Genomic DNA, 23,824 nt, shown 5'->3' with positions numbered 1-23,824 from the left:
GAGTGTCAGTCACCGCCACTGCTGGATGATCCACCGCATTCGCGAGCAAGCTCGCTCCCACAGGGGATCTTCAGCGTTATTCAGACCAAGGTGCGCGGCGGGAATCGTTGAGCCCCAACAGATAACTGTCCCCACCCAACTGACTCATCTGCTGACGAATCCACCCGGCCCGGCGCGAGACATAAGCGGTCGGATGGCTAGCGCTCCACACCCGAGGGTTGGGCAGAACAGCCGCCAGATAACTCGCCTGCTGCCGCGACAACGACTTTGCGCTCACACCAAAGTGATGGCGGGCTGCGGCTTCGGCGCCAAACACCCCGTCATCCCACTCGACGCTGTTCAGGTACACCTCAAGAATCCGCTGCTTGGGCCAGAACACCTCGATCAGCGCGGTAAACCACGCCTCCAGGCCTTTACGCAGATAGCTGCGGCCGGCCCACAGAAACAGGTTTTTCGACACCTGCTGGCTCAAGGTGCTGGCGCCGCGAATCGACCCGCCAAGCTCGTTGTGGGCCAACGCTGCCTGGATCGCACTGAAATCAAAGCCCCAATGCTCGGGAAACTTCTGATCCTCACCGGCCATGACCGCGACTTTGAGGTCATCGGAGATCTCGTCCCACGGCTTCCACGTGCGTTGCAGGTCAATCGGCTCGCCATCGACCCAGGATTCGACCTTGCGCTCGACCATCAACGCCGTGCCCGGCGGCGGCACGAAGCGAAACACCAGCACCAGCAAGACGCTGCCGCCGGCGAACCAGAGCAGGGCCTTCGTGAGACGACGGAAAATAGTACGCAGCATAGAGATGGCTTGGCCGAACCGGTGGAGCGGGCCATTATACAGACCCTGCCGATCGCGTCTGACTGGAGTTCCCAATGCTGCGTGGCTTTTTGATGCTGGCCGCTTTTTTCGGTTTTACCGGGGTCGCCTTGGGTGCATTCGCCGCCCATGGCCTGAAAAACCGCCTGACACCCGAGTATCTGGCGATCTTCCATACCGGCGTCACCTATCAATTGGTGCACACCTTGGCGCTGTTTGGTGTGGCACTGTTGGCCACGCAGATTCAGGGCCGACTGGTCACTTGGGCCGGCGTGTCATTCACCATTGGCATCCTGCTGTTCTCCGGCAGCCTGTACGTGCTGACCACCACCGGCATCAGCAAGCTCGGCATCATCACCCCATTTGGTGGCCTGGCGTTCCTGATTGGCTGGCTATGCCTGGGCCTCGCCGCCTGGCGCTTGCAACCAACCGCTTGACGCTTGGTGCTGACCTTTAGGTCATGATCGGGCTAGAATGCCAGCCCCTAAAAATGATGGCGGCGTTACGCATGCGCATTCAGTTGAACGGCGAATCCCTTGAACTGCCCGACGGCGAGACCGTTGCGGCCCTGATCACTCGTCTGGAACTGACCGGACGCCGGGTGGCAGTCGAACTCAATCTGGATATCGTCCCGCGCAGCCAGCATGCCGACACCACGCTCAACGACGGCGACAACGTTGAAGTGGTGCACGCCATCGGCGGCGGCTGATCGCCCGCCCCGCAAGGGCACAGAATTCTGCAAGACCCTCACTCCTAAAGAGGATTCCCCATGAGCATCGTTCGTAGCGACAAGCCTTTTGTGCTGGCCGGTCGTACTTACCAGTCGCGTTTGCTGGTCGGTACCGGCAAGTACCGTGACATGGAAGAAACCCGTCAGGCCATCGAAGCCTCGGGTGCCGAGATCGTCACCTTCGCCGTGCGCCGCACCAACCTGGGCCAGATCGAAGGCGAGCCGAACCTGCTCGACGTGCTGTCGCCGGAGCGCTACACCTTCCTGCCGAACACCGCCGGTTGTTACGACGCCATCGAAGCTGTGCGCACCTGCCGCCTGGCCCGTGAGCTGCTCGATGGCCACAACCTGGTGAAGCTGGAAGTACTGGCCGACCAGAAGACCCTGTTCCCTAACGTCATCGAAACCCTCAAGGCCGCGGAAACGCTGGTCAAGGAAGGCTTCGACGTGATGGTGTACACCAGCGATGACCCGATCATCGCCCGCCAACTGGCGGAAATCGGCTGCATCGCGGTCATGCCGCTGGCCGGTCTGATCGGTTCCGGTCTGGGGATCTGCAACCCGTACAACCTGCAGATCATCCTCGAAGAAGCCAAAATCCCTGTGCTGGTCGATGCCGGTGTCGGCACTGCGTCCGATGCGACCATCGCCATGGAACTGGGTTGCGATGCGGTGCTGATGAACTCGGCCATCGCCCACGCCCAGCAGCCGGTGATGATGGCTGAAGCCATGAAACACGCCATCGTTGCAGGCCGTCTGGCCTACCTCGCTGGCCGTATGCCGAAAAAACTCTATGCCAGCGCCTCTTCGCCGCTGGATGGTCTGATCAAGTAAGAGCCATTGATGACTGAATCGAACGACACGCCTGTCCAGACGGAAGAGGGCGACGAGCGCCAACACCGCCGCATCAAGAGCTTCGTGATGCGCGCCGGGCGCATGACCGAAGGCCAGCAACGCGGCCTGGATCAGGGCGCGCCGCTTTACGTGCTGCCGCTGGCCGACACCCCGGTGGATTACGATCAAGTGTTCGGCCGTTCGGCACCGCGCTCGCTGGAGATCGGTTTCGGCATGGGCCACTCGCTGCTGGAAATGGCTGCGGCCGCGCCGGATCAGGACTTCATCGGCGTTGAGGTTCACCGTCCGGGTGTTGGCGCGCTGCTCAATGGCGTGCTGACTCAGGGCCTGACCAACCTGCGGGTCTATGATTGCGACGCGATCGAAGTGCTCAACCGCTGCATCGCCGACAACAGTCTCGATCGCCTGATGCTGTTCTTCCCGGATCCGTGGCACAAGAGCCGTCACCACAAGCGCCGTATCGTTCAGGCCTCGTTCGCTGAGCTAGTGCGCAGCAAGTTGAAGGTTGGCGGCATTCTGCACATGGCCACCGACTGGGAACCGTACGCCGAGTACATGCTGGAAGTGATGAACGTCGCCCCGGGCTACCGCAACCTCGCCGAAGACGGCAAGTGCGTACCACGCCCGGCCGAACGCCCGATCACCAAGTTCGAACGCCGCGGCGAACGACTGGGCCATGGCGTGTGGGACCTGAAGTTCGAAAAACTCGCTTAAGCATCACGCAACACCCCTGTAGGAGCTGCGGCACGCTGCGATCTTTGATCTTGATTTTGAAGATCAAAGATCGCAGCGTGCCGCAGCTCAGTTGTTTCTGGAGTTTGCTCAAGTTTGGCTATGATCCGCCGACAGCTCGAGGCCCCCATTTGTAAAGGAAGACAAATCTTGAAAGCCATTTTTGCCTGCACGCTGGTTCTGGGTCTCATTTGTTGCGCAGCGTGCGAACGGGTAGTCAGTCCCGAGGAATACTTCGCGAGTGCGCAGAGAACGGCGGCAAAGATCGAGCGCGACGCCAATGACCGGATCAAGCGTGAGGCCGCCGGGGAAAGCGTGCAATACACCCCTGAACAGTTGCGCGTTGCCGAAGGTGATCTCGAGGCTCTTGTGGACAACCTCAAGCATGCGTCGGACGGCGGGCACACGCTGGCCACCTATTTTTTGGCCAGCCTGCAGGACAACCCGATGTTTTCCGAGCAGACGCGCTTACAGACCTGTGGTCTTTATCAGCAGGCCATGGATGATGGGGTGTTAGCGGCTGCGGTGGGCTATTACCATTTGTGCGACAAAGCGTATGAACGATTTGATGCGCAAAATCCTGATCATTTGAAATTCTTGCAGTCTCTCGAGCAGTTGCTGCTCAAGCCTGATGCGCATGCTGACGACTATCCGTTGCAGGCCAAACGTTCGCTGTGTTTCGAAGAAAACGGGGCGCCTGCCGGCAAGGTCGGGCCGATGGCCGCCATGCGAGCCCGCGCAGCTGGCTTGGTATTGTCCGAAGACCAGTTTCGGGCTGAGGCTTACTACATACTCGCGTTGACTCGTGTGAACGGCAGCGATATGCGCGACAGCGGCAATATCGAACACTTCGATAAAGCGATAGCGCTGGGTTGCAAGGATTCCGTTGGCCTCAAGGCGATCCTTCAGGCGCAGAGCCGCTTATCGAAGAATCATTGAACCAAGGCCCAATAGTGGGAGCGAGCCTGCTCGCGAAAGCGGTCTGACAATCAACGATGTTGTTGGATGTTAAGACGCCTTCGCGAGCAGGCTCGCTCCCACAGTTGTTTTGGGGCGTTTGCGGAGTCAGCGGCGGTCGGCGACTACGCCGATGAGGACGAGGACTACCAGCAACACAGGCGCCAGGCTGTAGTTGTTGAACTGGCTCAAACCCTTGATAACCCAAGGCGTTGCATAGATCAGCGCCGCACCGCTGCCGATCACGCAGAGCAGCGCCATCAATGGCACGCGCAGGGCGCCGGCGATGCTGCCCAGGCGTTGCTCAACCCAGCCTTTGAAGTCGGCGCCGAACAGCACCAGCAGGCAGCCGACCAGCGCCAGGGCGATTTCCGAGAGGTTGCTGCGGCTCCAGCGGGAGACGGTGGCGAGCAGGTCGAGTATCAAATCCATGCGTTTTCCCTTGGAACTGAAATCAGTTCAGAAATTGTTGCAGCAAGTCGTTGAGAAACAGCTGTCCGCGCTCGGTGGCCGCCAGACGTGACGGTTCGACCTGCAACAGACCGCTTTGTTCTGCCGCTGCCCGGCCTTCAGCGAGGCTTTCCAGCGACAGCCCGGTGCGCTCAGGATACAGGCGCGATTCGACGCCTGCGGTCAGGCGCAAAGCGTTCATCAGAAACTCGAACGGCATCTCGTCGTTGGTCAGTGCTTTCTCGCCGGCCTGAAAGCTTTTTGCCGGATTGAGATAGTCCTTCGGCAGACGCGTCTTCCAGGTACGCACGATGCGTCCGTCCGGATGACTCAGCTTGCCGTGGGCTCCCGCGCCTATGCCGATGAAGTCGCCGAAACTCCAGTAATTGAGGTTGTGCCGCGCTGGCCGACCGGCCTGGGCATAAGCCGACACTTCGTATTGCGCATAACCGTGTTCCGCCAGCAGCGCTTGCCCGGCCTCTTGAATGTCCCACAGCGTGTCATCTTCCGGCAGCACCGGCGGCTGGTTCCAGAACACGGTGTTCGGCTCCAGCGTCAGCTGATACCAGGAAATGTGCGTTGGATTCAGCGCGATGGCCTGGCGCAGATCGCTGAGGGCATCGTCCAGCGACTGATCGGGCAAACCGTGCATCAAGTCGAGGTTGAAGTTATCGAACCCGGCCTGCCGCGCCATACCGGCCGCGCGTACCGCTTCGTCACCGTTGTGAATCCGCCCCAGCGCCTTGAGCTTTTCCTGCTGGAAGCTCTGGATGCCGATCGACAGGCGATTGATCCCCAGCTTGCGGTACGCGACGAACTTCTCTTGCTCGAAGGTCCCGGGGTTGGCTTCCAGAGTGATTTCGATGTCGTGGGCAAACGGAATCCGCTGTTCGACGCCTTCCAGCAGCCGCCCAAGCGCTTCGGCGCTGAACAGGCTCGGCGTGCCGCCACCGAAAAAGATCGAACTGATTTCACGACCGTACACGGCGTGCAGATCCTGATCGAGATCGGCCAGCAGCGCATCAACGTATTCCTGCTCCGGCAACACCGGGCTGGCAGTGTGCGAGTTGAAGTCGCAATACGGGCATTTGCGCACACACCACGGGATGTGGATGTACAGCGCCAGGGGCGGCAGCGTTGGTAACGGTGCCCGAGGCGAAGAAGCGGCGCCGCCGACAATCAGCGACGGCGCAGAAGAGTCACGGGTCATTTCAGGCCCAGACGCTGGCGCAGCAGATCCATTGCACGGGCGCGGTGGCTGATCTGGTTCTTGTCGGCCGGACTCAGTTCGGCGCTGGACACATCACGCTCCGGCACCCAGAACAGCGGGTCATAACCGAAACCGTGCTCGCCGCTGGCGGCCGTCAGGATGCGTCCGTGCCACAGGCCTTCGCAGAGGATCGGCAACGGATCATCGGCGTGACGCACCAATGCCAGCACGCAGACGAACTGCGCACCGCGCTCGGCTTCCGGCACATCTTTCAGTGCATCGAGCAATTTGGCATTGTTCGCCGCATCGCCCTTGCCGTCGGCATAACGCGCCGAATAGATGCCCGGCGCACCGCCAAGGAAATCCACCGCCAGACCGGAGTCGTCGGCCAGCGCCGGCAACCCGGAAATGCGCGCGGCATTACGCGCCTTGAGGATCGCGTTCTCGACGAACGACAGACCGGTTTCTTCCGGCTCGACCTTGCTCCACTCGCCAATCGAGCGCAGTTGCACCGATTCGCCGAGCATGGCCTGGAGTTCTTTGAGTTTGCCGGCGTTATGGCTGGCCAGTACGAGCTGCTTGATGTTCATCATTCGCCGGGAAAGAGTTCTTGGTTGAAATTGATGGTGTTGATCTTGTCGCCGTTCTGCACCTTGATTTCAAAGGTGCGGGTTTCCTGCTGCTCCACCGGGTACTGGGCGATGTAATAGATCGCGCCCTGTTCGGTGATCTGGCGGAAATTCAGCGGCACGCTCTGGCTGGTCAGGTCTTTGACCATGCCGGTGACGTTGGCGATCAGTGGTTTGCCGTCCTTGATCACCGAGACATTGATCACGCCCTGATTTTTGCTGCGGATCAGCTCCGCTGCCTTGGCGATGTCCGGCGTCAGAAACGTCGAGTTGAAAGTGTTGTAGTGCACCGTGACGTCGCCAAAGGTTTCCTGGCGCTCGCCCTTGATGACGTCGGCCGCCATGGCGCTGGCGCTCAGGCAGGCAGTCAATAACAACAACGCTAAACGACCCATGATCGTGCTCCTCGAAATGACGGGATTCAGACCGCGACTTTGTGGTCTGCAAGCTGCGGGCTGCTGACGCGGTAGATACCGATCTCACCTAACAGATTAGGCCATAGCTTACTGGCCCACCCGTGACGGTGCTGTTGATCCACGGCAAGCCGATCAATGACCTTCGCATCACGTTCGCGGCAAAGTTCTTCAAAGTCTTCGAAGGTGCAGAAGTGAATGTTCGGTGTGTTGTACCAGGTGTACGGCAGAAATTCCGACACCGGCATGCGCCCCTTGCTTGCCAGGTACCAGCGGCAGCGCCAGTGACCGAAATTCGGGAAGGTGATGATGCATTGGCGACCGACCCGGAGCATTTCGTCGAGGATCTTGTCCGGGTAGTGCACGGCTTGCAGGGCCTGGGTCATGACGACGATGTCGAAACTGTTGCTGGCGAAGTTGCCCAGCCCCTTGTCCAGATCCTGCTCGATAACGTTGACGCCTTTGGCCACGCACTGGGCAATGTTGTCAGCGTCGTTTTCCAGGCCATAACCGGTGACGTTCTTGTTGTCGCGCAGCCAGGTCAGCAGCTCGCCGTCACCGCAACCGAGGTCGAGGACGCGGCTGCCGGCGGGGATCCATTCCTGGATGATTTCCAGATCAGCTCTCATGGCTTTCTCACAACGTGATGCGGTTCATGTAATTGCCGAACGCCTGCAAGTAGCGCGGGATCGGAATCAGGAAGGCGTCGTGGCCCTGCGGTGCGTCGATTTCCAGATAACTGACGTCTTTGCGTGCCGCCATCAGCGCATCCACCAGTTCCCGCGAGCGGGCCGGGGAGAAGCGCCAGTCGGTGGTGAACGACATTACGCAGAACTTGGCCGTGGCGTTTTCAAAGGTTTTCGCCAGGTTATCGTCGAAGTTCGCCGCCGGATCGAAGTAATCCAGTGCCTTGGTCATCAACAGATAGGTGTTGGCGTCGAAGCGTCCGGAGAACTCTTCGCCCTGATAACGCAGGTAGCTTTCGACCTGAAACTCGACGCTGTGGAAGTCGTAGTTGAGCTTTTCGCTCTTCAGGCCACGGCCGAATTTCTCGCCCATCGAATCGTCGGACAGGTAGGTGATGTGCCCGACCATCCGTGCCAGCATCAGCCCGCGCTTGGGGATTACACCTGCTTCCTGGAACGAACCGCCGTGGAATTCCGGGTCGGTGAGGATCGCCTGACGCGCCACTTCGTTGAAGGCGATGTTCTGCGCCGATAGCTTCGGTGCCGAGGCGATGGCCAGGCAGTGACGCACGCGATCCGGGTAAGTGATGGTCCATTGCAGCGCCTGCATGCCGCCGAGGCTGCCGCCGATCACGGCTGCCCACTGGCCGATGCCGAGCAGATCAGCGAGGCGTGCCTGGCTGTGCACCCAGTCTTCCACGGTGAGCACCGGGAAATCGGCACCGAACGGTTTGCCGGTCTCCGGGTTGATGCTGCTCGGGCCGGTGGAGCCGTTGCAGCCGCCGAGGTTATTCAGGCTGACCACGAAGAACTTGTTGGTGTCGATCGGCTTGCCCGGGCCGATGCAGCTGTCCCACCAACCGGGTTTGCGGTCGTCGACGCTGTGATAGCCGGCAGCGTGGTGATGGCCGGACAAGGCATGGCAAATCAGCACGGCGTTGCTCGCCTGCGCGTTCAGCGTGCCGTAGGTTTCGTAGATCAGGTCATAGGCGGCCAGCGAACGGCCACAGGCCAGCGCCAGCGGATCGCTGAAGTGCGCGGTTTGCGGCGTCACCAGACCAACAGAATCGGGGGGAAAGGCAGTTGGCATCGACCCTGCTCTCGTTGAAATGAGGCGTAAGTCTAAAGACCGGGGGGGTTAGCGGCAAGCGGCCCTCACCCTAGCCCTCTCCCAGAGGTAGAGGGGACCGACCGAGGTGTTCTTTTGAGCTGCACCGACCTGATCTATCGAGCCGAACTCAGGCCTTGAAAACCAGCCAAATCAGGTTCCTCTCTCGGAGGGAGGGGGGACTGATTGGGGTGGATGTTCGAGATACACCGGCGTGGGATATCGAGTTGAACTCAAGTTTTGAAAACACCATAGATCGGCTCCCTCTCCAGGGGGAGAGGGCTGGGGTGAGGGGCACAGACGCCGCCAAACTCAAGACAAGCGCCCAACCAGCCCAGGCAAATCCGGCAACTTCTTCGGCGAGCAGATCTTCACCCGCTTCTGCCGGTTCAGCTCACCACTGAGCAAACTGACCTGGCTCTTGGAAACGCCAAACGCCTTGGCCAGAAAGCCCATCAGATAAGCATTGGCCTTACCCTCGACCGGCGGTGCAGTCAGGCGAATCTTCAAACGATCACCGTGCAGCCCGGCGAAGTCATCGCTGCGGGCTGCCGGTTGCAGGTGACACTCGAGGATCAAGTCGTCACCGTCCCAACGGAACCAGCTCACATCAGCAAGCGCAGGATTTCCGGCATCATCGTCATCGCCGCCAGATTGTTGATCACCAGCATGTCGATCAGTTTCAGCGCGAGGAAGGCGAAGATCGGCGACAGGTCCAGACCGCCAAGATTCGGCAGGAACTTGCGGAACGGCGCCAGCGCCGGCTCGCAGATCTGGTTGACCAGCTCAGCGCCGGGATTGTGGCTGCCCGGCGCAACCCACGACAGAATCACGCTGATGATCAGGGCGAAGAAGAAGATCTTCAGGAACAGTGCGGTCACGCCGATGATCGACCAGATAAACAGTTGCAGCGGGTTGCCGGTGGTGCCGTAAGTCAGCAGCAGGGTCAACGCCATCAGCGCCAGTTGCACCAGAATCGCCAGCACCAGCGACGACATGTCCAGACCAAACAGGCTCGGAATGATCCGGCGCAGTGGCTTGAGCAGCGGCTGGGTCGCCTTGACCACGAACTGGCACAGCGGGTTGTAGAAGTTCGCCCGCACCAGTTGCAGGACGAAGCGCAGCAGCACGATCAGCAGGTACAGACTGCCGAGGGTTTGCAGCACGTAAACCGCTGCGGTGTTCAATCCAATCATGTAAGGCTCCTTATTTGCCCAGTTGTTCGGCCATTTCGGCCGAGCGGTGCGCGGCGGCGCCGAGTGCGGTTTCGACCAGTGCTTCGAAGCCATTGGCCTGGAATGATTTGATTGCAGCTTCCGTGGTGCCGTTTGGCGAAGTCACGCGGCGGCGCAGTTCGGCGGCGTCAACGTCGCTGGACACCGCCATATGCGCAGCGCCAAGCGCCGTTTGCAGAGTCAGTTGTTCAGCGATGTCCTTCGGCAAGCCGAGTTTGACGCCAGCAGCAGTCATGGCTTCGATCAGCAGGAAGAAGTACGCCGGGCCGGAACCGGAGACGGCGGTCACCGCATCGAGTTGCTGTTCTTCGTTCAGCCACAGGGCGATGCCGACGGCGGACAGCAGCTCTTCAGCTTGCTGACGTTGCTCGGCGGTCACTTCACTGGTTGCATACAAACCGCTGACGCCCTGACGCAGCAGCGCCGGGGTGTTGGGCATGCAGCGCACAATCGGCTGCTCGCCGAGCCACGCGGTCATGCTCGCGCAAGTGATGCCGGCCGCAATGGAGACCACCAGTTGATTCGGTTTCAGGCTTGGGCGAATCGCCTCGCACACGGCTTTCATCGCCTGTGGCTTGACTGCCAGCACAATCACATCGACGCCGTCGATGGCCTGGGCGTTGTCGGCGAAAGTTTCGATGCCGTGTTCGGCACTGACTTTGGCGCGGGTTTCTTCGCCCGGGTCGCTGGCGCGGATCTGTGCGGCTTCCAGCCCCTTGGCGCGCAGGCCGCCAATCAGACTAGCCGCCATGTTGCCCGCACCGATAAACGCAATACGTGTGTTGCTCATGTGTGGTCCTTATCTGGAATCGTTCAAGACTGGGAATAATCTCTGGCACCAAACAGGGCCGTACCGATACGCACCCAAGTGGCGCCTTGGGCAATGGCCGACTCGAGGTCGTGGCTCATGCCCATGGACAGTGTGTCGAGCGGCAGATCGAGGCTGGCCTGCAATTTCTGCACGGCGGCGAAGGCCGCGTCTTGCTCGGCGCGATCTTCGGTCGGCTCGGGAATTGCCATCAAGCCGCGCAGCTTCAGGCGCGGCAATGCGTTGATGGCCGCGGCCAATGCCGGCAGATCGGCCGGCGTGCAGCCAGATTTGCTGACCTCACCGCTGACGTTGACCTGAATGCAGATGTTCAGCGGCGGCAACTCGGCCGGGCGCTGTTCGGACAGGCGTTGAGCGATTTTCAGGCGATCCACGGAGTGCACCCAGTCGAAATGCTCGGCGATGGCGCGAGTCTTGTTCGATTGAATGGGGCCGATGAAGTGCCAGATCAAGGGCAGGTCGGCCAGTTCGAGCTGTTTGCCCAGGGCTTCCTGCAGGTAGTTCTCGCCAAAGTCGCGCAGGCCGGCGGCATATGCTTCGCGCAGGGCCTGGGCGGGTTTGGTCTTGCTGACCGCGAGCAGCTGGACGCTGTTTTCAGCGCGGTTTGCAGCTGTTACCGCTGCCTGGATGCGCGAACTAACCAGTTGGATGTTGTCTGCTATCGTGGACATCAAGAGGCGCCAGCGGTCGGAAGGTTCGCGGCATTCTACTGGAATTGAGGAGCGCTATGGATATCACTGAACTGCTGGCCTTCAGCGCCAAACAGGGAGCTTCCGACCTGCACCTGTCGGCCGGTCTGCCGCCGATGATCCGCGTCGATGGCGACGTGCGGCGGATCAATCTGCCGGCGCTGGATCACAAGCAAGTGCACGAACTGATCTACGACATCATGAACGACACCCAGCGGGTCGACTTCGAGAAACATCTGGAAACCGACTTTTCTTTCGAAGTGCCGGGTGTCGCGCGTTTCCGGGTTAACGCCTTTAACCAGAACCGTGGCGCCGGCGCCGTATTCCGTACGATTCCGTCGAAAGTGCTGAGCATGGAAGACCTTGCCATGGGCGACGTCTTCCGCAAGATCACCGATGCCCCGCGCGGGTTGGTGTTGGTCACCGGGCCGACCGGTTCCGGCAAATCGACCACGCTGGCGGCGATGATCGATTACCTCAATACCCACCGGCATCACCACATCCTGACTATCGAAGATCCGATCGAGTTTGTTCACGAATCGCGCAAATGCCTGATCAATCAGCGTGAAGTCCACCGTGATACCCGCAGTTTCGCCACTGCGTTGCGCTCGGCACTGCGTGAAGACCCGGATGTAATTTTGGTCGGTGAGATGCGTGACCTGGAAACCATTCGCCTGGCGCTGACCGCAGCCGAAACCGGGCACTTGGTGTTCGGCACGCTGCACACCACCTCGGCGGCGAAAACCATCGACCGCGTGGTCGACGTGTTCCCCGGTGACGAGAAGTCGATGGTGCGCTCGATGCTGTCGGAGTCGTTGCTGGCGGTGGTTTCGCAGACGCTGATCAAGAAGATCGGTGGCGGGCGGGTGGCGGCGCACGAGATCATGTTGGGGACGTCAGCGATCCGTAACCTGATCCGTGAGGACAAGGTCGCGCAGATGTATTCGGCGATTCAGACGGGTGGGTCGTTGGGCATGCAGACACTGGACATGTGCCTGAAGGAACTGGTGACCAAGGGCTTGATCAGCCGCGAACATGCGCGGGAGAAGGCGCGCACGCCGGATAATTTCTGAGGGAGATTTTCGGTGTTCTAGCCGGCCCTTTCGCGAGCAAGCTCGCTCCCACAATTGATTGCATTCCTTCAATTGGAATGCTTTCACCTGTGGGAGCGAGCTTGCTCGCGAAGAGGTCAGTGCTGGCGATACCCGTTGCGGATCAGTCAGCTCAGCGTTGAACGACGCGCATCTGCTTGCTTGCAGGCTCTTTCGGCAATACTCGCTTGGCAACTACGTAATGCTGTTCCCAATACGGCTTGTTCAACGTATCGATGCTCACCGCTTTGCCACGACGCGGAGCGTGGATGAAGCGATCGTTGCCCAGGTAGATGGCAACATGGTTGACCCGACGGCTCTTGATGTTGAAGAAAATCAGGTCGCCCGGCTTCAGATCCTTGCGCTCGACTTTCTCGCCGTGACCGCTGGCCATGGCGTTGGAGGTGCGTGGCAGGTCGAACGTAGCGTCGTTGAACGCGTATTTCACCAGACCGCTGCAATCGAAGCCTTTACTTGGGCTGCTGCCGCCCCAACGATAAGGGGTACCGAGGACGTTCACCGCACGGCTCAGCACGTTGCTGCTTTCCTTGCTCGCCATCGGTGGCACCAGCTTGCTGTGGCTTTTGCTGCTCAGCGTGGTGGTTCTGCTTTTGCTGCTTTTGCTCGAGGGAGCCGAAGCATGGGATTTAGGGGTAAAGCCGTTAACGTTAGGAAGACGTTGCTCACGATTGGTGGCGTGGGCGGCCAGTGGCATTAATAGGCAGATGGTTAGCCATGTCTTGAAAAATGGTCGCATTAGGCGTGGCTCTTTAGTGATAGCGCGCAACTTTATAACAGAGTTTTTTTTCATTCCGAGTCCGTTGGTCGATTCAGTTGGAGGCCAACGGAACCAAATAAGCGGCAAATGGACGCAATTGTCGGACAGAAGTCAGGTGCTATAAGGCTTTGACGGTAGCAACGGTAACATTTGCCGTACGTCGGCTACCTGTAAAAAAGTCACAAAGAATTCAAGAATATTTATCTATCGTGTGAATCGAGGTCTTCATGAACCCCTATCAACAATTTGTTCAGCAGCAAGATACGCACAGCAAAATCATCGGTTATCTGCTGTGGATTTTCGGTTTTACCGGTGCTCACCGCTTCTATTACGGCAAACCGGTGACCGGGACGATCTGGTTCTTCACCTTCGGTTTGCTGGGTATTGGCTGGCTGATCGACCTGTTTCTGATCCCGGCGATGGATCGCGAGGCGGATCTACGTTTTACCGCAGGGCCGATCGAGTACAACGTGGCGTGGATTCTGCTGACGTTCCTCGGAGCATTGGGTGTGCACCGGATGTATCAGGGCAAGTGGATCAGTGGGCTGATCTATCTGCTGACAGGCGGGTTGTTCTTTCTGGGGGTGCTGTATGACTTCTGGACGCTGAATGATCAGGTCTCGGTGCGTAACGCCGAAGGCAGAGGCGCCTTCCAGTAAGTCTTCGCGAGCAGGCTCGCTCCCACAGGGGATTTGTGTCGTTCACAGATCCAATGTGGGAGCGAGCCTGCTCGCGAATGGGGCGACGCGGTATCAAGCCTGGTGACTGATCCGCCCATCCACCAGCGTATAGCGAACCACACCCGGCAAAGTGTGCCCAATGAACGGGCAGTTCTCACCCTTCGACAACCAGCCTTCACCGGCCACCGTCGAAGCCTGCGGATCGAACAGCACGATATCCGCCGCACCACCCACCGCCAGTTTGCCCGCCGGCAGACGCAGCGCTTCAGCCGGGCCAGCGCTCAAACGCGCCAGCAAGGTAGGCAGATCCAGCAACCCATCCTCAACCAACGTCATCGCCAGCGGCAACAGCAACTCAACACTGCTGATGCCCGGCTCGGTCGCGCCGAATGGCGCCAGTTTGGCGTCGCGTTCGTGCGGCTGGTGATGGCTGGAAATCGCCGTGACCACACCGGACTTCACCGCTTCACGCAGGCCATCACGGTCAGCACGGGTACGCAGCGGCGGTTGCACGTGGTACAGGCTGCTGAAGTCGATCAGCGCTTCGTCGGTCAGAATCAGCTGATACAACGCCACGTCCGCCGTCACCTTCAGGCCACGGGCCTGAGCCTGAGCAATCAGGGCAACACCGCGAGCGCTGGTCAACTGGCTGAAGTGCGCACGTACGCCGGTCTGCTCGACCAGCAGCAGGTCACGGGCAAGGGCCACGGTTTCAGCGGTTTCCGGAATTCCCGGCAGACCAAGGAAACTGGCCACCGCGCCTTCGTGAGCCAAGCCACCTTCAGCCAAGTCGTGATCCTGCGAGTTGAAGATCACCGTCAGGTCGAAGGTCGCCGCGTATTCCAGCGCCCGGCACAGGGTGCGGGTGTTGCGGAAGCTCTCCAGACCGTTGCCGAACGCCACACAACCGGCGTCGCGCAGCGCCACCAGTTCGGCCAGTTGCTCGCCGTCCAGACCTTTGCTCAGCGCGCCAATCGGGAAGACTTTGGTGTTGCCGGCCTCGCGAGCGCGGTCGAGGATCAGTTCGGCCACGGCGGAGGTGTCGAGCACCGGTTTGGTTTTCGGCGGGCAGCACAGGCTGGTCACGCCACCGGCGGCGGCCGCGCGGGTTTCGCTGATGATCGAGCCTTTGCGGCTGTAACCCGGCTCGCGCAGGGCCACGTTCAGATCGACGAGGCCCGGAGCGGCGACAAGGCCTTGGGCATCGATGGTTTCCACTGCCGTGAAACCCGCTGGAGCGGCGCCAAGGGCGACGATCTTGCAGGCTTCAACGTGAATGTCGGTGATTTGATCCAGGCCGCTGCTTGGGTCGATGACGCGTGCGCCGAGAATGCTGAGCTTCACTGGGCGTTCTCCTGCTCGAATTGACGCTGCGCGGTTTGCCCGCTCATGGCCATGGACAGCACGGCCATACGAATCGCGATGCCGTAGGTGACCTGGTTGAGGATCACCGAGTGCGGGCCGTCGGCCACTGCGGACTCGATCTCCACCCCCCGGTTGATCGGCCCCGGGTGCATGACGATGCAATCCGGTTTGGCCCCGGCCAGGCGCGCGGTGGTCAGGCCGAACAGGCGGTAGAACTCGCCTTCGCTCGGCAGCAGGCCGCCGGTCATGCGTTCACGCTGCAGGCGCAGCATGATCACCACGTCGACGTCTTTCAGGCCTTCGGTCATGTCGGTGTAAACCTTCACGCCGTATTGCTCGATGCCGATCGGCAGCAGGGTTTTCGGCGCGATCACGCGGATATCCGGGCAGCCGAGGGTTTTCAGCGCGAGCATGTTCGAACGTGCAACCCGCGAGTGCAGGATGTCGCCAACGATGGCCACCGAGAGGTTTTCGAAGCCGCCCTTGTGCCGACGGATGGTGAGCATGTCGAGCATGCCCTGCGTCGGGTGCGCGTGACGGCCGTCGCCGCCGTTGATGATCGCCACTTGCGGGCAAACATGCTCGGCGATGAAGTGCGCGGCGCCGGAATCACCGTGGCGCACGACAAACATGTCGGCGGCCATGGCTTCGAGGTTGCGCAGGGTGTCGAGCAGCGTTTCGCCCTTGCTTGCCGACGAGGTCGACACGTTCAGGGTGATCACGTCCGCCGACAATCGCTGGGCCGCCAGTTCGAAGGTGGTGCGGGTGCGCGTGGAGTTTTCGAAGAACACGTTGCACACGGTTTTGCCGCGCAGCAACGGGACTTTCTTCACCGCCCGGGCACCGACTTCGAGGAACGAGTCGGCGGTGTCGAGGATTTCCGTCAGCAACTCGCGGCGCAGGCCGTCGAGCGAGAGGAAGTGGCGCAGCTGGCCCTGATCATTGAGCTGCAGCGGGCGCTTGGTATCTAGAGGCGTCATCGCGAAGGGGACTCTCAATAGGGCGGATTAAAGGTTGAAGTCTTGCAGTTCGAGCGTCAGCGGCTCGGGGCCGGACAGCTTCACCCGTTCATGTGCGGCCAGCGACAGCGTCGCGCCAACCACGTTCGGGCGGATCGGCAGCTCGCCGGCGTCGAGGTCCAGCAGGCAGACCAGGGTCACGCTGGCCGGGCGGCCGTAGTCGAACAATTCGTTCATGGCAGCGCGGATGGTGCGGCCGCTCATCAATACGTCGTCGATCAGCACCAGATGCTGGCCTTCGATCTCGAAGGGCAGGGCGGACGGGCGCACTTGCGGGTGCAGGCCGTTCTGGCTGAAGTCGTCGCGGTAAAAGGACACATCCAGCGTGCCCAGTGGTGCATCGCTGCCCAGTTCCTTGAGCAAGGCCTGCGCGACCCAGATGCCGCCGGTGCGGATGCCGATGTAACGCGGTTCAGTGATTTCACGCTGGGCAAGGTGCGCCTTGAGGCGGGTCGCCATCTGGCTGATCAGATCGGCGGGATTTGGCAGGCTCATGGTTGCTCCTTGTTGGGGGCGAGTCGGATCCTTGGACGCGACTCGGTTTTTCACTCAAAAGAAAAGCGCCGAAGCGCTTGTCAGGACTCAAACAATGCAGTGTTTTCATCGAGCCAGCCCTGCAACAGCAGAGCGGCGGCGATGGCGTCCACCGGGTTGTCGCGGTAACTGCCTTTTTGACCGCCACGGGCCAGTCGCTCGCCTTTGGCTTCAAACGTGGTCAGGCGTTCGTCGTGGGTATAGAAGGGCAGATTGAAGCGGCCATTGAGGCGGCGGGCAAACTTTTCCGCGCGTACGCACATGTCGCTCGGGGTGCCGTCCATGTTCAGCGGCAGTCCGACAACAACGGCGTCGGGTTTCCATTCTTTTATAAGGGCTTCGACCTGGTTCCAGTCCGGCACGCCGTTCTGTGCCTTCAAGGTGCACAGCTCACGAGCCTGGCCGGTAATCACCTGGCCGACCGCGACGCCGATCTGTTTGGTGCCGTAGTCGAAGCCGAGAATCAGGCGCAGGGCCATCAGGCGTGACCTGCCTGGCTGGTCAGCAGGCTGAGGTTGATCCCCAAGTGCCGGGCCGCCGCTTCCAGACGCAGTTCGCTGCTGGTGTTGAACAGGATGTCGGCGTCGTACGGGCAGTTCAGCCAGGCGTTGTCGGCGAGTTCGGCTTCCAGTTGCCCGGCTTCCCAACCGGCGTAACCGAGGGCAATCAGGCTTTTTGCCGGGCCGACGCCGTCAGCGATGGCGAACAGCACGTCCTGCGAGGTCGAGAGGGCCAGATCACCGTCCAATTGCGCGGTGGCCTGGAAGGTCTTGCCCGCCGGGTGCAGAACAAAACCGCGATCGGTCTGCACCGGGCCGCCAATGAAGATCGGCACATGCTGGCAGAGTGCTGGCGGGTCGATGTCCGGACGTAATTGCTCAAGGATGTCGGCCAGATTCAGCTCTTGCGGCCGGTTGACCACAATCCCCATAGCGCCATTGGCCGTGTGCTCGACGATGTAGGTCAAGGTGTGGGCAAAGTTCGGGTCGGCCATGTGTGGCATGGCGATCAGGAATTGATGCTTGAGGTAGCTGGGGCTGACGTTTTTCATGTGCGCTAGTGTGGCGTCGAAGGGGCAAACTGACAAGCTGAGGATCAGAGAACAACGCAGATCAAATGTGGGAGCGAGCTTGCTCGCGAAGGCGCCAGGTCAGGCAATATCAATGGTGCATGTGCCGGCCTCTTCGCGAGCAAGCTCGCTCCCACAAGGTTTCTGTGGTCTGTCAGTTGCTCGAGAGCTTGTCGCCCCGGGCAAATTTCCAGGTACGAATGATTTCCAGACGATCGATATCCGACAAGTCCCCGGTAAACGGCGCAAACGGTGCTGCCAACCGGACGATGCGCTGCGCCGCCTGATCCAGCAGCGGCTGGCCGGACGATTCCAGCACCAGCACTTCATACAGCGAGCCGTCGCGGTTGATCGAGACCATCAGGCGCAAATTGCCGTAGATCTGCTTGCGCCGTGCTTCTTCGGGATAATTGAGGTTGCCGATGCGCTCGACCTTCTTGCGCCAGTCGTCTTTGTACCAGGCACCCTTGTCGCGCATGGTCGACGCCGCGCTCAAACGGTGGATGCGTGGGCGTTTGGCGTACAACTGCTGTTCCTTGGCCAGTTCGGCTTCGAGGCTGGCGATGTCGCTGGACAGCTGTGAGCTGTCGAATTCTGGCGCGTCGACTGTCGGTTTGACTTCGGTTTTGGCTTCTTCTTTCTTGGTCGGCGCTTTTTTAGGTTTCGGCGCGACGGTGGTCACCGCAGCTTTGGGTGCGGCTTCCTGCACTTGCGGTTTGGCGGCCGGTGGCGGGGTGACTTTTTTGACCTGATTGTCCTGGAACGGCGCCACCTCAGTGGTCTTCGGAATCGCCTTCTTGTCCAGCGTGCCGCTGCCTTCCTGATGCTGTTGAGCGAGAAAGTCAGCCTTCTCCGGCTTCTTTTCGCTCTTGAAGGTGGCGAGGGTGATTTCCAGGGTTTTGCTGATTTGCTTGGGCTCGACCATCGTGAAGCCGACGCCGAGCAGCAGCGCCAAATGGATCAGCGCCGCAAGAAACAGGGTAAATCCGAGGCGATCGGCCGGGCGCACGCCACGGTGGGCGAGTTCTGCGGGTAGATCGGACGGGAGGGTCATGACAAGAAAACCAACATCGCGTTTTTCAGAGGCTGCGCATGATAACGCAATGTTGGTTTCACGCCTTGGGCTTCACGCTTCAAGCGACAGACTGCATGTGACGTGCATCAAGCTTGTGGCATTTTGCCGGCGGCTTGCAGCTTCTTGGCGATGGCATCCATCAACATGCCGCCGATATCGGTGCCAAACGCATTGTCGATTTCACGGATGCAGGTCGGGCTGGTGACGTTGATTTCGGTGAGGTTTTCGCCGATCACATCGAGGCCAACGAACAGCAGGCCTTTCTCACGCAGGGTCGGGCCGACTTGGGCGGCGATCCAGCGATCCTTTTCAGTCAGCGGGCGCGCCTCACCACGACCACCGGCCGCGAGGTTGCCACGGGTTTCGCCCTGCGCCGGAATCCGCGCCAGGCAGTAATCCACCGGCTCGCCGTCGATCATCAGAATGCGTTTGTCGCCGTCCTTGATCGCCGGCAGGTAAGCCTGGCCCATGATCTGCTGGCCACCGAGGGCGGTCAGGGTTTCCAGAATCACCGACAGATTTGGATCACCGGCACGGTGACGGAAAATCGAAGTACCGCCCATGCCGTCCAGCGGCTTGAGGATCACGTCGCCGTGTTTCGCGGCAAATTCACGCAGCACGTCAGCGCGACGGCTGACCACGGTTGGCGGCGTGCACTGCGGGAACAGCGTGGCGAACAGTTTTTCATTGCAGTCGCGCAGGCTCTGCGGCTTGTTCACCACCAGCACGCCAGCGGTTTCGGCCTGTTCGAGCAGGTAGGTGGAGTAAACGAACTCCATGTCGAACGGCGGATCCTTGCGCATCAGTATCACGTCGAGATCGCTCAGCAGGTTGTCCTGCTCGGCGTCCAGTTCGAACCATTTTTCCGGGTTGGCGAAGACTTTCAGCGGCTTCATGCGCGCCCGGGCCTGACCTTCACCCTGATACAGGTCGCGCTGTTCCATATAGAACAGTTCCCAGCCACGCTTCTGCGCGGCCAGCAGCATGGCCAGCGAGCTATCCTTTTTATAGGAGATGCTGGCGATAGGGTCCATGACAATCCCGACGCGAACGCTCATTGGGTTTTCCTCGAAAATTGGCTACCGGATCGGTATTGAAAAAGTGCCGCCAGAGTGGCGCCGGGCGGGTTTTCGGTCAAGGAAAAACCCGTCGATAGATTGCATCTGGAGACTGTGCTAAAAAGGCTGCCAAGCAGTGCTGGCCCTTGAACATCAAGGGTTTCCGGCCATCAGTCATCGCAAAACGGACAAATTGATTCGCAAAGGCGACGGTAGAGCCCTCTTATGGAACAGCAGTCCAGCGCCTTGAAGGTCATGGTGATCGACGACTCGAAAACGATTCGTCGCACCGCCGAAACATTGTTGAAGAATGTCGGTTGCGAAGTGATCACGGCGATCGACGGTTTCGACGCCCTGGCGAAGATCGCCGACAACCATCCCGGGATCATTTTTGTCGACATCATGATGCCGCGTCTGGATGGTTATCAGACCTGCGCTTTAATCAAGAACAACAGCGCGTTCAAGGCGACGCCGGTGATCATGCTGTCATCGCGCGACGGGCTGTTCGACAAGGCCAAGGGGCGGATTGTCGGCTCTGATCAATTTTTGACCAAACCTTTCAGCAAGGAAGAACTGCTCAACGCGATTCAGGCCCATGTTCCGGGCTTCGCCGCCGTTTTGCCGCAGTAAGACACGTACAGTGACGCTCGGCCAGCGGGCCGCGCGTCGACAAGAAAAATGGGGAAAACCATGGCACGCATCCTGATCGTTGATGATTCGCCGACTGAAATGTACAAACTCACCGGCATGCTCGAAAAGCACGGCCATGAAGTGCTGAAGGCCGAAAACGGCGCCGACGGCGTGGCCCTGGCCCGTCAGGAAAAACCTGACGCGGTATTGATGGACATCGTCATGCCCGGCCTCAATGGTTTTCAGGCAACCCGTCAGTTGACCAAAGACCCGGAAACCGGACATATCCCGGTGATCATCATCACCACCAAGGATCAGGAAACCGACAAGGTCTGGGGCACCCGTCAGGGCGCCAAGGATTACCTGACCAAACCGGTCGACGAAGACACCCTGATCAAGACCCTGAACAACGTGCTCAAAGGCTGATCGCGCAACCATGAGCGAATCGCTGACCGCGTTCGAACTGCTCTGGCAGATCGACCAGCGCTGCCGCTTGCTGGCGGCGGACCTGCCGTCGCAAGCGGCGCGCCAGGATCGCTGGAGCGGCATCGGCTTTCGCCTTGGCGAGCATTGGTATGTGGCGCCGATGGGCGAAGTCAGCGAAGTGCTGCATGAACCGCGATTCACCCAGTTGCCCGGGGTCAAACCATGGGTCAAAGGCGTGGCTAACCTGCGCGGGCGGCTGCTGCCGATCATGGATCTGTGCGGTTTCTTCGGGCATGAGCTGTCGCCGTTGCGTAAACAGAGACGGGTATTGGTGGTCGAGCATGGCGATGTGTTTGCCGGGTTGATGGTCGATGAAGTCATTGGCTTGCAGCACTTTGAGCAGAACAGCTTCGAACCGATCTCGATCAGCAAGCTCCAGGGTTCCAAGGCCGAGTTCGTCAAAGGCTATTTCCGCCGTGAGCAGAACTGGCGGGTGTTCAGCCTGTTTGCGCTGGCCAAATCCCCGGTGTTCATGAGTGTCGCGATATAACAGATTCAACACCGTCCCCTGTGGGAGCGAGCCTGCTCGCGAAGAGGGCGTGTCAGGCAAGATAAATATTGGCTGACCCAGCGCTTTCGCGAGCAAGCTCGCTCCCACAGGGATTGCAGCAGGCCTCAAAGGTGTGGGTTAAGGGCGAGGACCGATGACAAAAGCAAAAACAGGCAAGCCGGCGGAAGGCTCGCGCAGTCGCTCGCAGATCATCGTGCTGTTCATCGCACTGATCGTGTTCATCATGCTGCTGTTCGCCAACTTCGCTTACCTCAACACCCAGGCGAACTACGACAAACAGTACATCGGCCACGCCGGTGAACTGCGCGTGCTCTCGCAACGCATCGCCAAGAACGCCACCGAAGCCGCCGCCGGCAAGGCTGCCGCGTTCAAATTGCTCAGCGACGCGCGCAACGATTTCGCCCAGCGCTGGGGTTACTTGAAGAAGGGTGATCCGGCGACCGGCCTGCCTCCCGCCCCGGCTACTGTGCGCCCGGAAATGCGCGCCGTGCAGCTCGACTGGGAGCGCCTTCTGAAAAACACCGACGCGATTCTTTCCAGCGAACAAACCGTGCTGTCGCTGCATCAGGTCGCCGCAACGCTGGCCGAAACCGTGCCGCAGTTGCAGATTGAATACGAAAAAGTCGTCGAAATCCTCCTCCAGCGCGGTGCCCCGGCCGCGCAAGTGGCGATGGCCCAGCGCCAATCGCTGCTCGCCGAACGCATTCTCGGCGCGGTCAACACCGTGCTCGCTGGCGACGAAAACTCGCAGCAAGCCGCCGACGCTTTTGGCCGCGATGCCACGCGCTTCGGCCAAGTGCTCAACGGCATGCTGCAAGGCAACCCGACGCTGAAAATCAGCCAGGTCGAAGATCGCGACGCCCGTGCTCGTTTGAGCGAAATCTCCGAGCTGTTCCAGTTTGTCTCCGGCTCCGTCGATGAAATCCTCGAAACCTCGCCGGAGCTGTTCAAGGTTCGTGAATCGGCGAGCAATATCTTCAGCCTCTCGCAAACCCTGCTCGACGAAGCCTCGCACTTGGCCACTCGCTTCGAGAACCTTGCCGGTGGGCGCAACACTGACACCATCGGCGGCTACGTCCTCGGTTTGCTGGCGCTGGCCTCGATCATCCTCATCGGCATGGTCATGGTCCGCGAAACCAATCGCCAGTTGCGTGAAACCGCCGAGAAGAACGAGCGCAACCAGAACGCGATCATGCGCCTGCTCGACGAAATCGAAGACCTCGCCGACGGCGACCTCACCGTGACCGCTTCGGTGACCGAAGACTTCACCGGCACCATCGCCGACTCGATCAACTACTCCGTCGACCAATTGCGCGATCTGGTCGCGACGATCAACCTCACCGCCGGCCAGGTTGCCGCCGCCGTGCAGGAAACCCAGGCCACCGCCATGCACTTGGCCCAGGCCTCGGAGCATCAGGCTCAGCAGATTTCCGAAGCCTCGACGGCGATCAGCGACATGGCCGAATCCATCGACCAGGTTTCGGCCAACGCCGCTGAGTCTTCAGCGGTAGCCGAGCGGTCCGTGGAGATCGCCAACAAGGGCAACGAGGTGGTGCACAACACCATCCACGGCATGGACAACATCCGCGAGCAGATTCAGGACACCGCCAAACGCATCAAGCGTCTGGGCGAGTCGTCGCAGGAAATCGGCGACATCGTCAGCCTGATCGACGACATTGCCGACCAGACCAACATCCTCGCCCTCAATGCGGCGATTCAGGCGTCGATGGCTGGTGATGCCGGGCGCGGGTTTGCCGTGGTCGCCGATGAAGTGCAGCGACTGGCTGAACGCTCGTCCGCCGCGACCCGGCAGATCGAAACCCTGGTGCGGGCAATTCAGACCGACACCAACGAAGCGGTCATTTCGATGGAGCAGACCACCACCGAAGTGGTGCGCGGCGCGCGACTGGCGCAGGATGCCGGTGTGGCCCTGGAAGAAATCGAAGGCGTGTCGAAGACCCTCGCGGCGCTGATTCAAAGCATCTCCAACGCAGCGCAGCAGCAGACGACTTCGGCCGGGCAGATCTCGCTGACGATGAACGTGATCCAGCAGATCACCTCGCAGACCTCGTCCGGCTCCACGGCCACCGCCGAGAGCATCGGCAACCTGACGAAAATGGCCAGTCAGCTACGACGTTCGGTGTCCGGCTTCACCTTGCCGGCGGCGACAGATAAAGCGTGAGTGGAG

30 protein-coding genes are annotated in these 23,824 nt (G+C 60.3%); 11 read left to right on the top strand and 19 right to left on the bottom strand.

The window, feature by feature from the left end; translation table 11 throughout:
* Positions 1 to 76: 76 nt before the first annotated feature.
* A complete protein-coding gene (gene mtgA / locus CLU80_RS11575; protein ID WP_093429826.1) occupies positions 77 to 799 on the bottom strand; it encodes a monofunctional biosynthetic peptidoglycan transglycosylase in 723 nt (240 codons plus the stop codon).
* Positions 800 to 873: 74 nt separating this feature from the next.
* On the opposite strand from mtgA, the gene CLU80_RS11570 reads away from it, so the two are divergent.
* The 5 genes from CLU80_RS11570 (at position 874) to CLU80_RS11550 (ending at position 4,073) form a co-directional block, all read left to right on the top strand.
* Complete coding sequence (locus CLU80_RS11570; protein ID WP_095049454.1) at positions 874 to 1,254, top strand: DUF423 domain-containing protein; 381 nt, start codon at positions 874 to 876, stop codon at positions 1,252 to 1,254.
* 71 nt (positions 1,255 to 1,325) lie between these two features.
* Complete coding sequence (gene thiS, locus CLU80_RS11565; RefSeq protein ID WP_122604433.1) at positions 1,326 to 1,526, top strand: sulfur carrier protein ThiS; 201 nt, start codon at positions 1,326 to 1,328, stop codon at positions 1,524 to 1,526.
* A 60-nt stretch (positions 1,527 to 1,586) separates the two neighbouring features.
* A complete protein-coding gene (locus tag CLU80_RS11560) occupies positions 1,587 to 2,381 on the top strand; it encodes a thiazole synthase (protein WP_007913621.1) in 795 nt (264 codons plus the stop codon).
* A gap of 9 nt (positions 2,382 to 2,390) precedes the next feature.
* A complete protein-coding gene (trmB, locus tag CLU80_RS11555) occupies positions 2,391 to 3,116 on the top strand; it encodes a tRNA (guanosine(46)-N7)-methyltransferase TrmB (RefSeq protein ID WP_095049455.1) in 726 nt (241 codons plus the stop codon).
* Positions 3,117 to 3,284: 168 nt separating this feature from the next.
* Positions 3,285 to 4,073 carry a hypothetical protein gene (locus CLU80_RS11550; RefSeq protein WP_095049456.1) on the top strand — a complete coding sequence of 263 codons (789 nt, stop codon included), beginning with the start codon at positions 3,285 to 3,287 and terminating at the stop codon, positions 4,071 to 4,073.
* A 126-nt stretch (positions 4,074 to 4,199) separates the two neighbouring features.
* Here CLU80_RS11550 and CLU80_RS11540 read toward each other — a convergent pair whose 3' ends face one another.
* The 10 genes from CLU80_RS11540 to CLU80_RS11495 all read right to left on the bottom strand — a co-directional run bounded on the left by CLU80_RS11540 (position 4,200) and on the right by CLU80_RS11495 (position 11,322).
* Positions 4,200 to 4,523 carry a DUF3392 domain-containing protein gene (locus tag CLU80_RS11540; RefSeq protein WP_007913629.1) on the bottom strand — a complete coding sequence of 108 codons (324 nt, stop codon included), beginning with the start codon at positions 4,521 to 4,523 and terminating at the stop codon, positions 4,200 to 4,202.
* Positions 4,524 to 4,545: 22 nt separating this feature from the next.
* A complete protein-coding gene (gene hemW, locus CLU80_RS11535) occupies positions 4,546 to 5,751 on the bottom strand; it encodes a radical SAM family heme chaperone HemW (RefSeq protein WP_099757421.1) in 1,206 nt (401 codons plus the stop codon).
* Positions 5,748 to 6,344, bottom strand: coding sequence for an RdgB/HAM1 family non-canonical purine NTP pyrophosphatase (rdgB, locus tag CLU80_RS11530; protein WP_008083802.1), 597 nt, complete (start codon positions 6,342 to 6,344; stop codon positions 5,748 to 5,750). Before rdgB ends, hemW begins: the two co-directional genes overlap by 4 nt.
* Complete coding sequence (locus CLU80_RS11525) at positions 6,341 to 6,775, bottom strand: DUF4426 domain-containing protein (RefSeq protein ID WP_099757420.1); 435 nt, start codon at positions 6,773 to 6,775, stop codon at positions 6,341 to 6,343. The genes rdgB and CLU80_RS11525 overlap by 4 nt, the downstream gene beginning before the upstream one ends.
* Positions 6,776 to 6,801: 26 nt before the next feature.
* Complete coding sequence (gene metW / locus CLU80_RS11520) at positions 6,802 to 7,422, bottom strand: methionine biosynthesis protein MetW (protein ID WP_007913638.1); 621 nt, start codon at positions 7,420 to 7,422, stop codon at positions 6,802 to 6,804.
* A gap of 7 nt (positions 7,423 to 7,429) precedes the next feature.
* On the bottom strand, positions 7,430 to 8,569 hold the full coding sequence (gene metX, locus CLU80_RS11515) for a homoserine O-succinyltransferase MetX (RefSeq protein WP_093429832.1): 1,140 nt from the start codon (positions 8,567 to 8,569) through the stop codon (positions 7,430 to 7,432).
* Positions 8,570 to 8,899: 330 nt separating this feature from the next.
* Positions 8,900 to 9,196, bottom strand: coding sequence for a DUF167 domain-containing protein (locus tag CLU80_RS11510; protein WP_007913642.1), 297 nt, complete (start codon positions 9,194 to 9,196; stop codon positions 8,900 to 8,902).
* Positions 9,193 to 9,783 (bottom strand): YggT family protein, encoded by a 591-nt coding sequence (locus CLU80_RS11505; protein ID WP_099757419.1) that lies wholly within the window; start codon positions 9,781 to 9,783, stop codon positions 9,193 to 9,195. Before CLU80_RS11505 ends, CLU80_RS11510 begins: the two co-directional genes overlap by 4 nt.
* Positions 9,784 to 9,793: 10 nt before the next feature.
* Positions 9,794 to 10,612 (bottom strand): pyrroline-5-carboxylate reductase, encoded by an 819-nt coding sequence (proC, locus tag CLU80_RS11500; protein WP_093429835.1) that lies wholly within the window; start codon positions 10,610 to 10,612, stop codon positions 9,794 to 9,796.
* A gap of 23 nt (positions 10,613 to 10,635) precedes the next feature.
* Complete coding sequence (locus CLU80_RS11495) at positions 10,636 to 11,322, bottom strand: YggS family pyridoxal phosphate-dependent enzyme (RefSeq protein WP_099757418.1); 687 nt, start codon at positions 11,320 to 11,322, stop codon at positions 10,636 to 10,638.
* 56 nt (positions 11,323 to 11,378) lie between these two features.
* On the opposite strand from CLU80_RS11495, the gene CLU80_RS11490 reads away from it, so the two are divergent.
* Positions 11,379 to 12,413: a type IV pilus twitching motility protein PilT gene (locus tag CLU80_RS11490; RefSeq protein WP_041063525.1), complete on the top strand. Its 1,035-nt coding sequence runs from the start codon at positions 11,379 to 11,381 to the stop codon at positions 12,411 to 12,413.
* A 151-nt stretch (positions 12,414 to 12,564) separates the two neighbouring features.
* On the opposite strand, the gene CLU80_RS11485 is transcribed toward CLU80_RS11490, so the two are convergent.
* Positions 12,565 to 13,188 carry a C40 family peptidase gene (locus CLU80_RS11485; RefSeq protein ID WP_099757417.1) on the bottom strand — a complete coding sequence of 208 codons (624 nt, stop codon included), beginning with the start codon at positions 13,186 to 13,188 and terminating at the stop codon, positions 12,565 to 12,567.
* A gap of 248 nt (positions 13,189 to 13,436) precedes the next feature.
* Here CLU80_RS11485 and CLU80_RS11480 point away from each other — a divergent pair, with 248 nt between their 5' ends.
* The gene (locus CLU80_RS11480; protein ID WP_007913651.1) at positions 13,437 to 13,868 is read left to right on the top strand and encodes an NINE protein; all 432 of its coding nucleotides are present in this window, start codon (positions 13,437 to 13,439) and stop codon (positions 13,866 to 13,868) included.
* A 93-nt stretch (positions 13,869 to 13,961) separates the two neighbouring features.
* Here CLU80_RS11480 and CLU80_RS11475 read toward each other — a convergent pair whose 3' ends face one another.
* The 7 genes from CLU80_RS11475 to gshB form a co-directional block, all read right to left on the bottom strand.
* Entirely contained in the window at positions 13,962 to 15,233 is a 1,272-nt protein-coding gene (locus CLU80_RS11475; protein ID WP_099757416.1) for a dihydroorotase, read from the bottom strand.
* Entirely contained in the window at positions 15,230 to 16,234 is a 1,005-nt protein-coding gene (locus CLU80_RS11470) for an aspartate carbamoyltransferase catalytic subunit (protein WP_007913665.1), read from the bottom strand. The genes CLU80_RS11475 and CLU80_RS11470 overlap by 4 nt, the downstream gene beginning before the upstream one ends.
* 27 nt (positions 16,235 to 16,261) lie before the next feature.
* Positions 16,262 to 16,768 carry a bifunctional pyr operon transcriptional regulator/uracil phosphoribosyltransferase PyrR gene (gene pyrR, locus CLU80_RS11465; RefSeq protein ID WP_034153653.1) on the bottom strand — a complete coding sequence of 169 codons (507 nt, stop codon included), beginning with the start codon at positions 16,766 to 16,768 and terminating at the stop codon, positions 16,262 to 16,264.
* An 80-nt stretch (positions 16,769 to 16,848) separates the two neighbouring features.
* Positions 16,849 to 17,286: a Holliday junction resolvase RuvX gene (gene ruvX / locus CLU80_RS11460; protein ID WP_064589634.1), complete on the bottom strand. Its 438-nt coding sequence runs from the start codon at positions 17,284 to 17,286 to the stop codon at positions 16,849 to 16,851.
* Positions 17,286 to 17,858, bottom strand: a complete 573-nt coding sequence (locus tag CLU80_RS11455) for a YqgE/AlgH family protein (protein WP_016985971.1) — start codon at positions 17,856 to 17,858, stop codon at positions 17,286 to 17,288. The genes ruvX and CLU80_RS11455 overlap by 1 nt, the downstream gene beginning before the upstream one ends.
* A gap of 172 nt (positions 17,859 to 18,030) precedes the next feature.
* Entirely contained in the window at positions 18,031 to 18,930 is a 900-nt protein-coding gene (locus tag CLU80_RS11450; protein WP_093429840.1) for an energy transducer TonB, read from the bottom strand.
* A 107-nt stretch (positions 18,931 to 19,037) separates the two neighbouring features.
* The gene (gshB, locus tag CLU80_RS11445) at positions 19,038 to 20,009 is read right to left on the bottom strand and encodes a glutathione synthase (RefSeq protein ID WP_099757415.1); all 972 of its coding nucleotides are present in this window, start codon (positions 20,007 to 20,009) and stop codon (positions 19,038 to 19,040) included.
* 225 nt (positions 20,010 to 20,234) lie between these two features.
* Here gshB and pilG point away from each other — a divergent pair, with 225 nt between their 5' ends.
* The 4 genes from pilG to CLU80_RS11420 all read left to right on the top strand — a co-directional run bounded on the left by pilG (position 20,235) and on the right by CLU80_RS11420 (position 23,818).
* Positions 20,235 to 20,639, top strand: coding sequence for a twitching motility response regulator PilG (gene pilG / locus CLU80_RS11440; RefSeq protein WP_007913673.1), 405 nt, complete (start codon positions 20,235 to 20,237; stop codon positions 20,637 to 20,639).
* A 60-nt stretch (positions 20,640 to 20,699) separates the two neighbouring features.
* Complete coding sequence (pilH, locus tag CLU80_RS11435) at positions 20,700 to 21,065, top strand: twitching motility response regulator PilH (RefSeq protein WP_026000666.1); 366 nt, start codon at positions 20,700 to 20,702, stop codon at positions 21,063 to 21,065.
* Between the two features lie 10 nt (positions 21,066 to 21,075).
* Positions 21,076 to 21,615, top strand: a complete 540-nt coding sequence (locus CLU80_RS11430; RefSeq protein ID WP_099757414.1) for a chemotaxis protein CheW — start codon at positions 21,076 to 21,078, stop codon at positions 21,613 to 21,615.
* A gap of 154 nt (positions 21,616 to 21,769) precedes the next feature.
* Complete coding sequence (locus CLU80_RS11420) at positions 21,770 to 23,818, top strand: methyl-accepting chemotaxis protein (protein ID WP_093429842.1); 2,049 nt, start codon at positions 21,770 to 21,772, stop codon at positions 23,816 to 23,818.
* Positions 23,819 to 23,824 lie beyond the last annotated feature (6 nt).

Origin of the sequence: Pseudomonas sp. 29, from assembly GCF_002754355.1 — a bacterium.
GTDB classification, from domain to species: Bacteria; Pseudomonadota; Gammaproteobacteria; order Pseudomonadales; family Pseudomonadaceae; genus Aquipseudomonas; species Aquipseudomonas neuropathica.
Note: the sequence above shows the minus strand (reverse complement) of the source record. Positions and strands in the feature narration are given on the sequence as shown.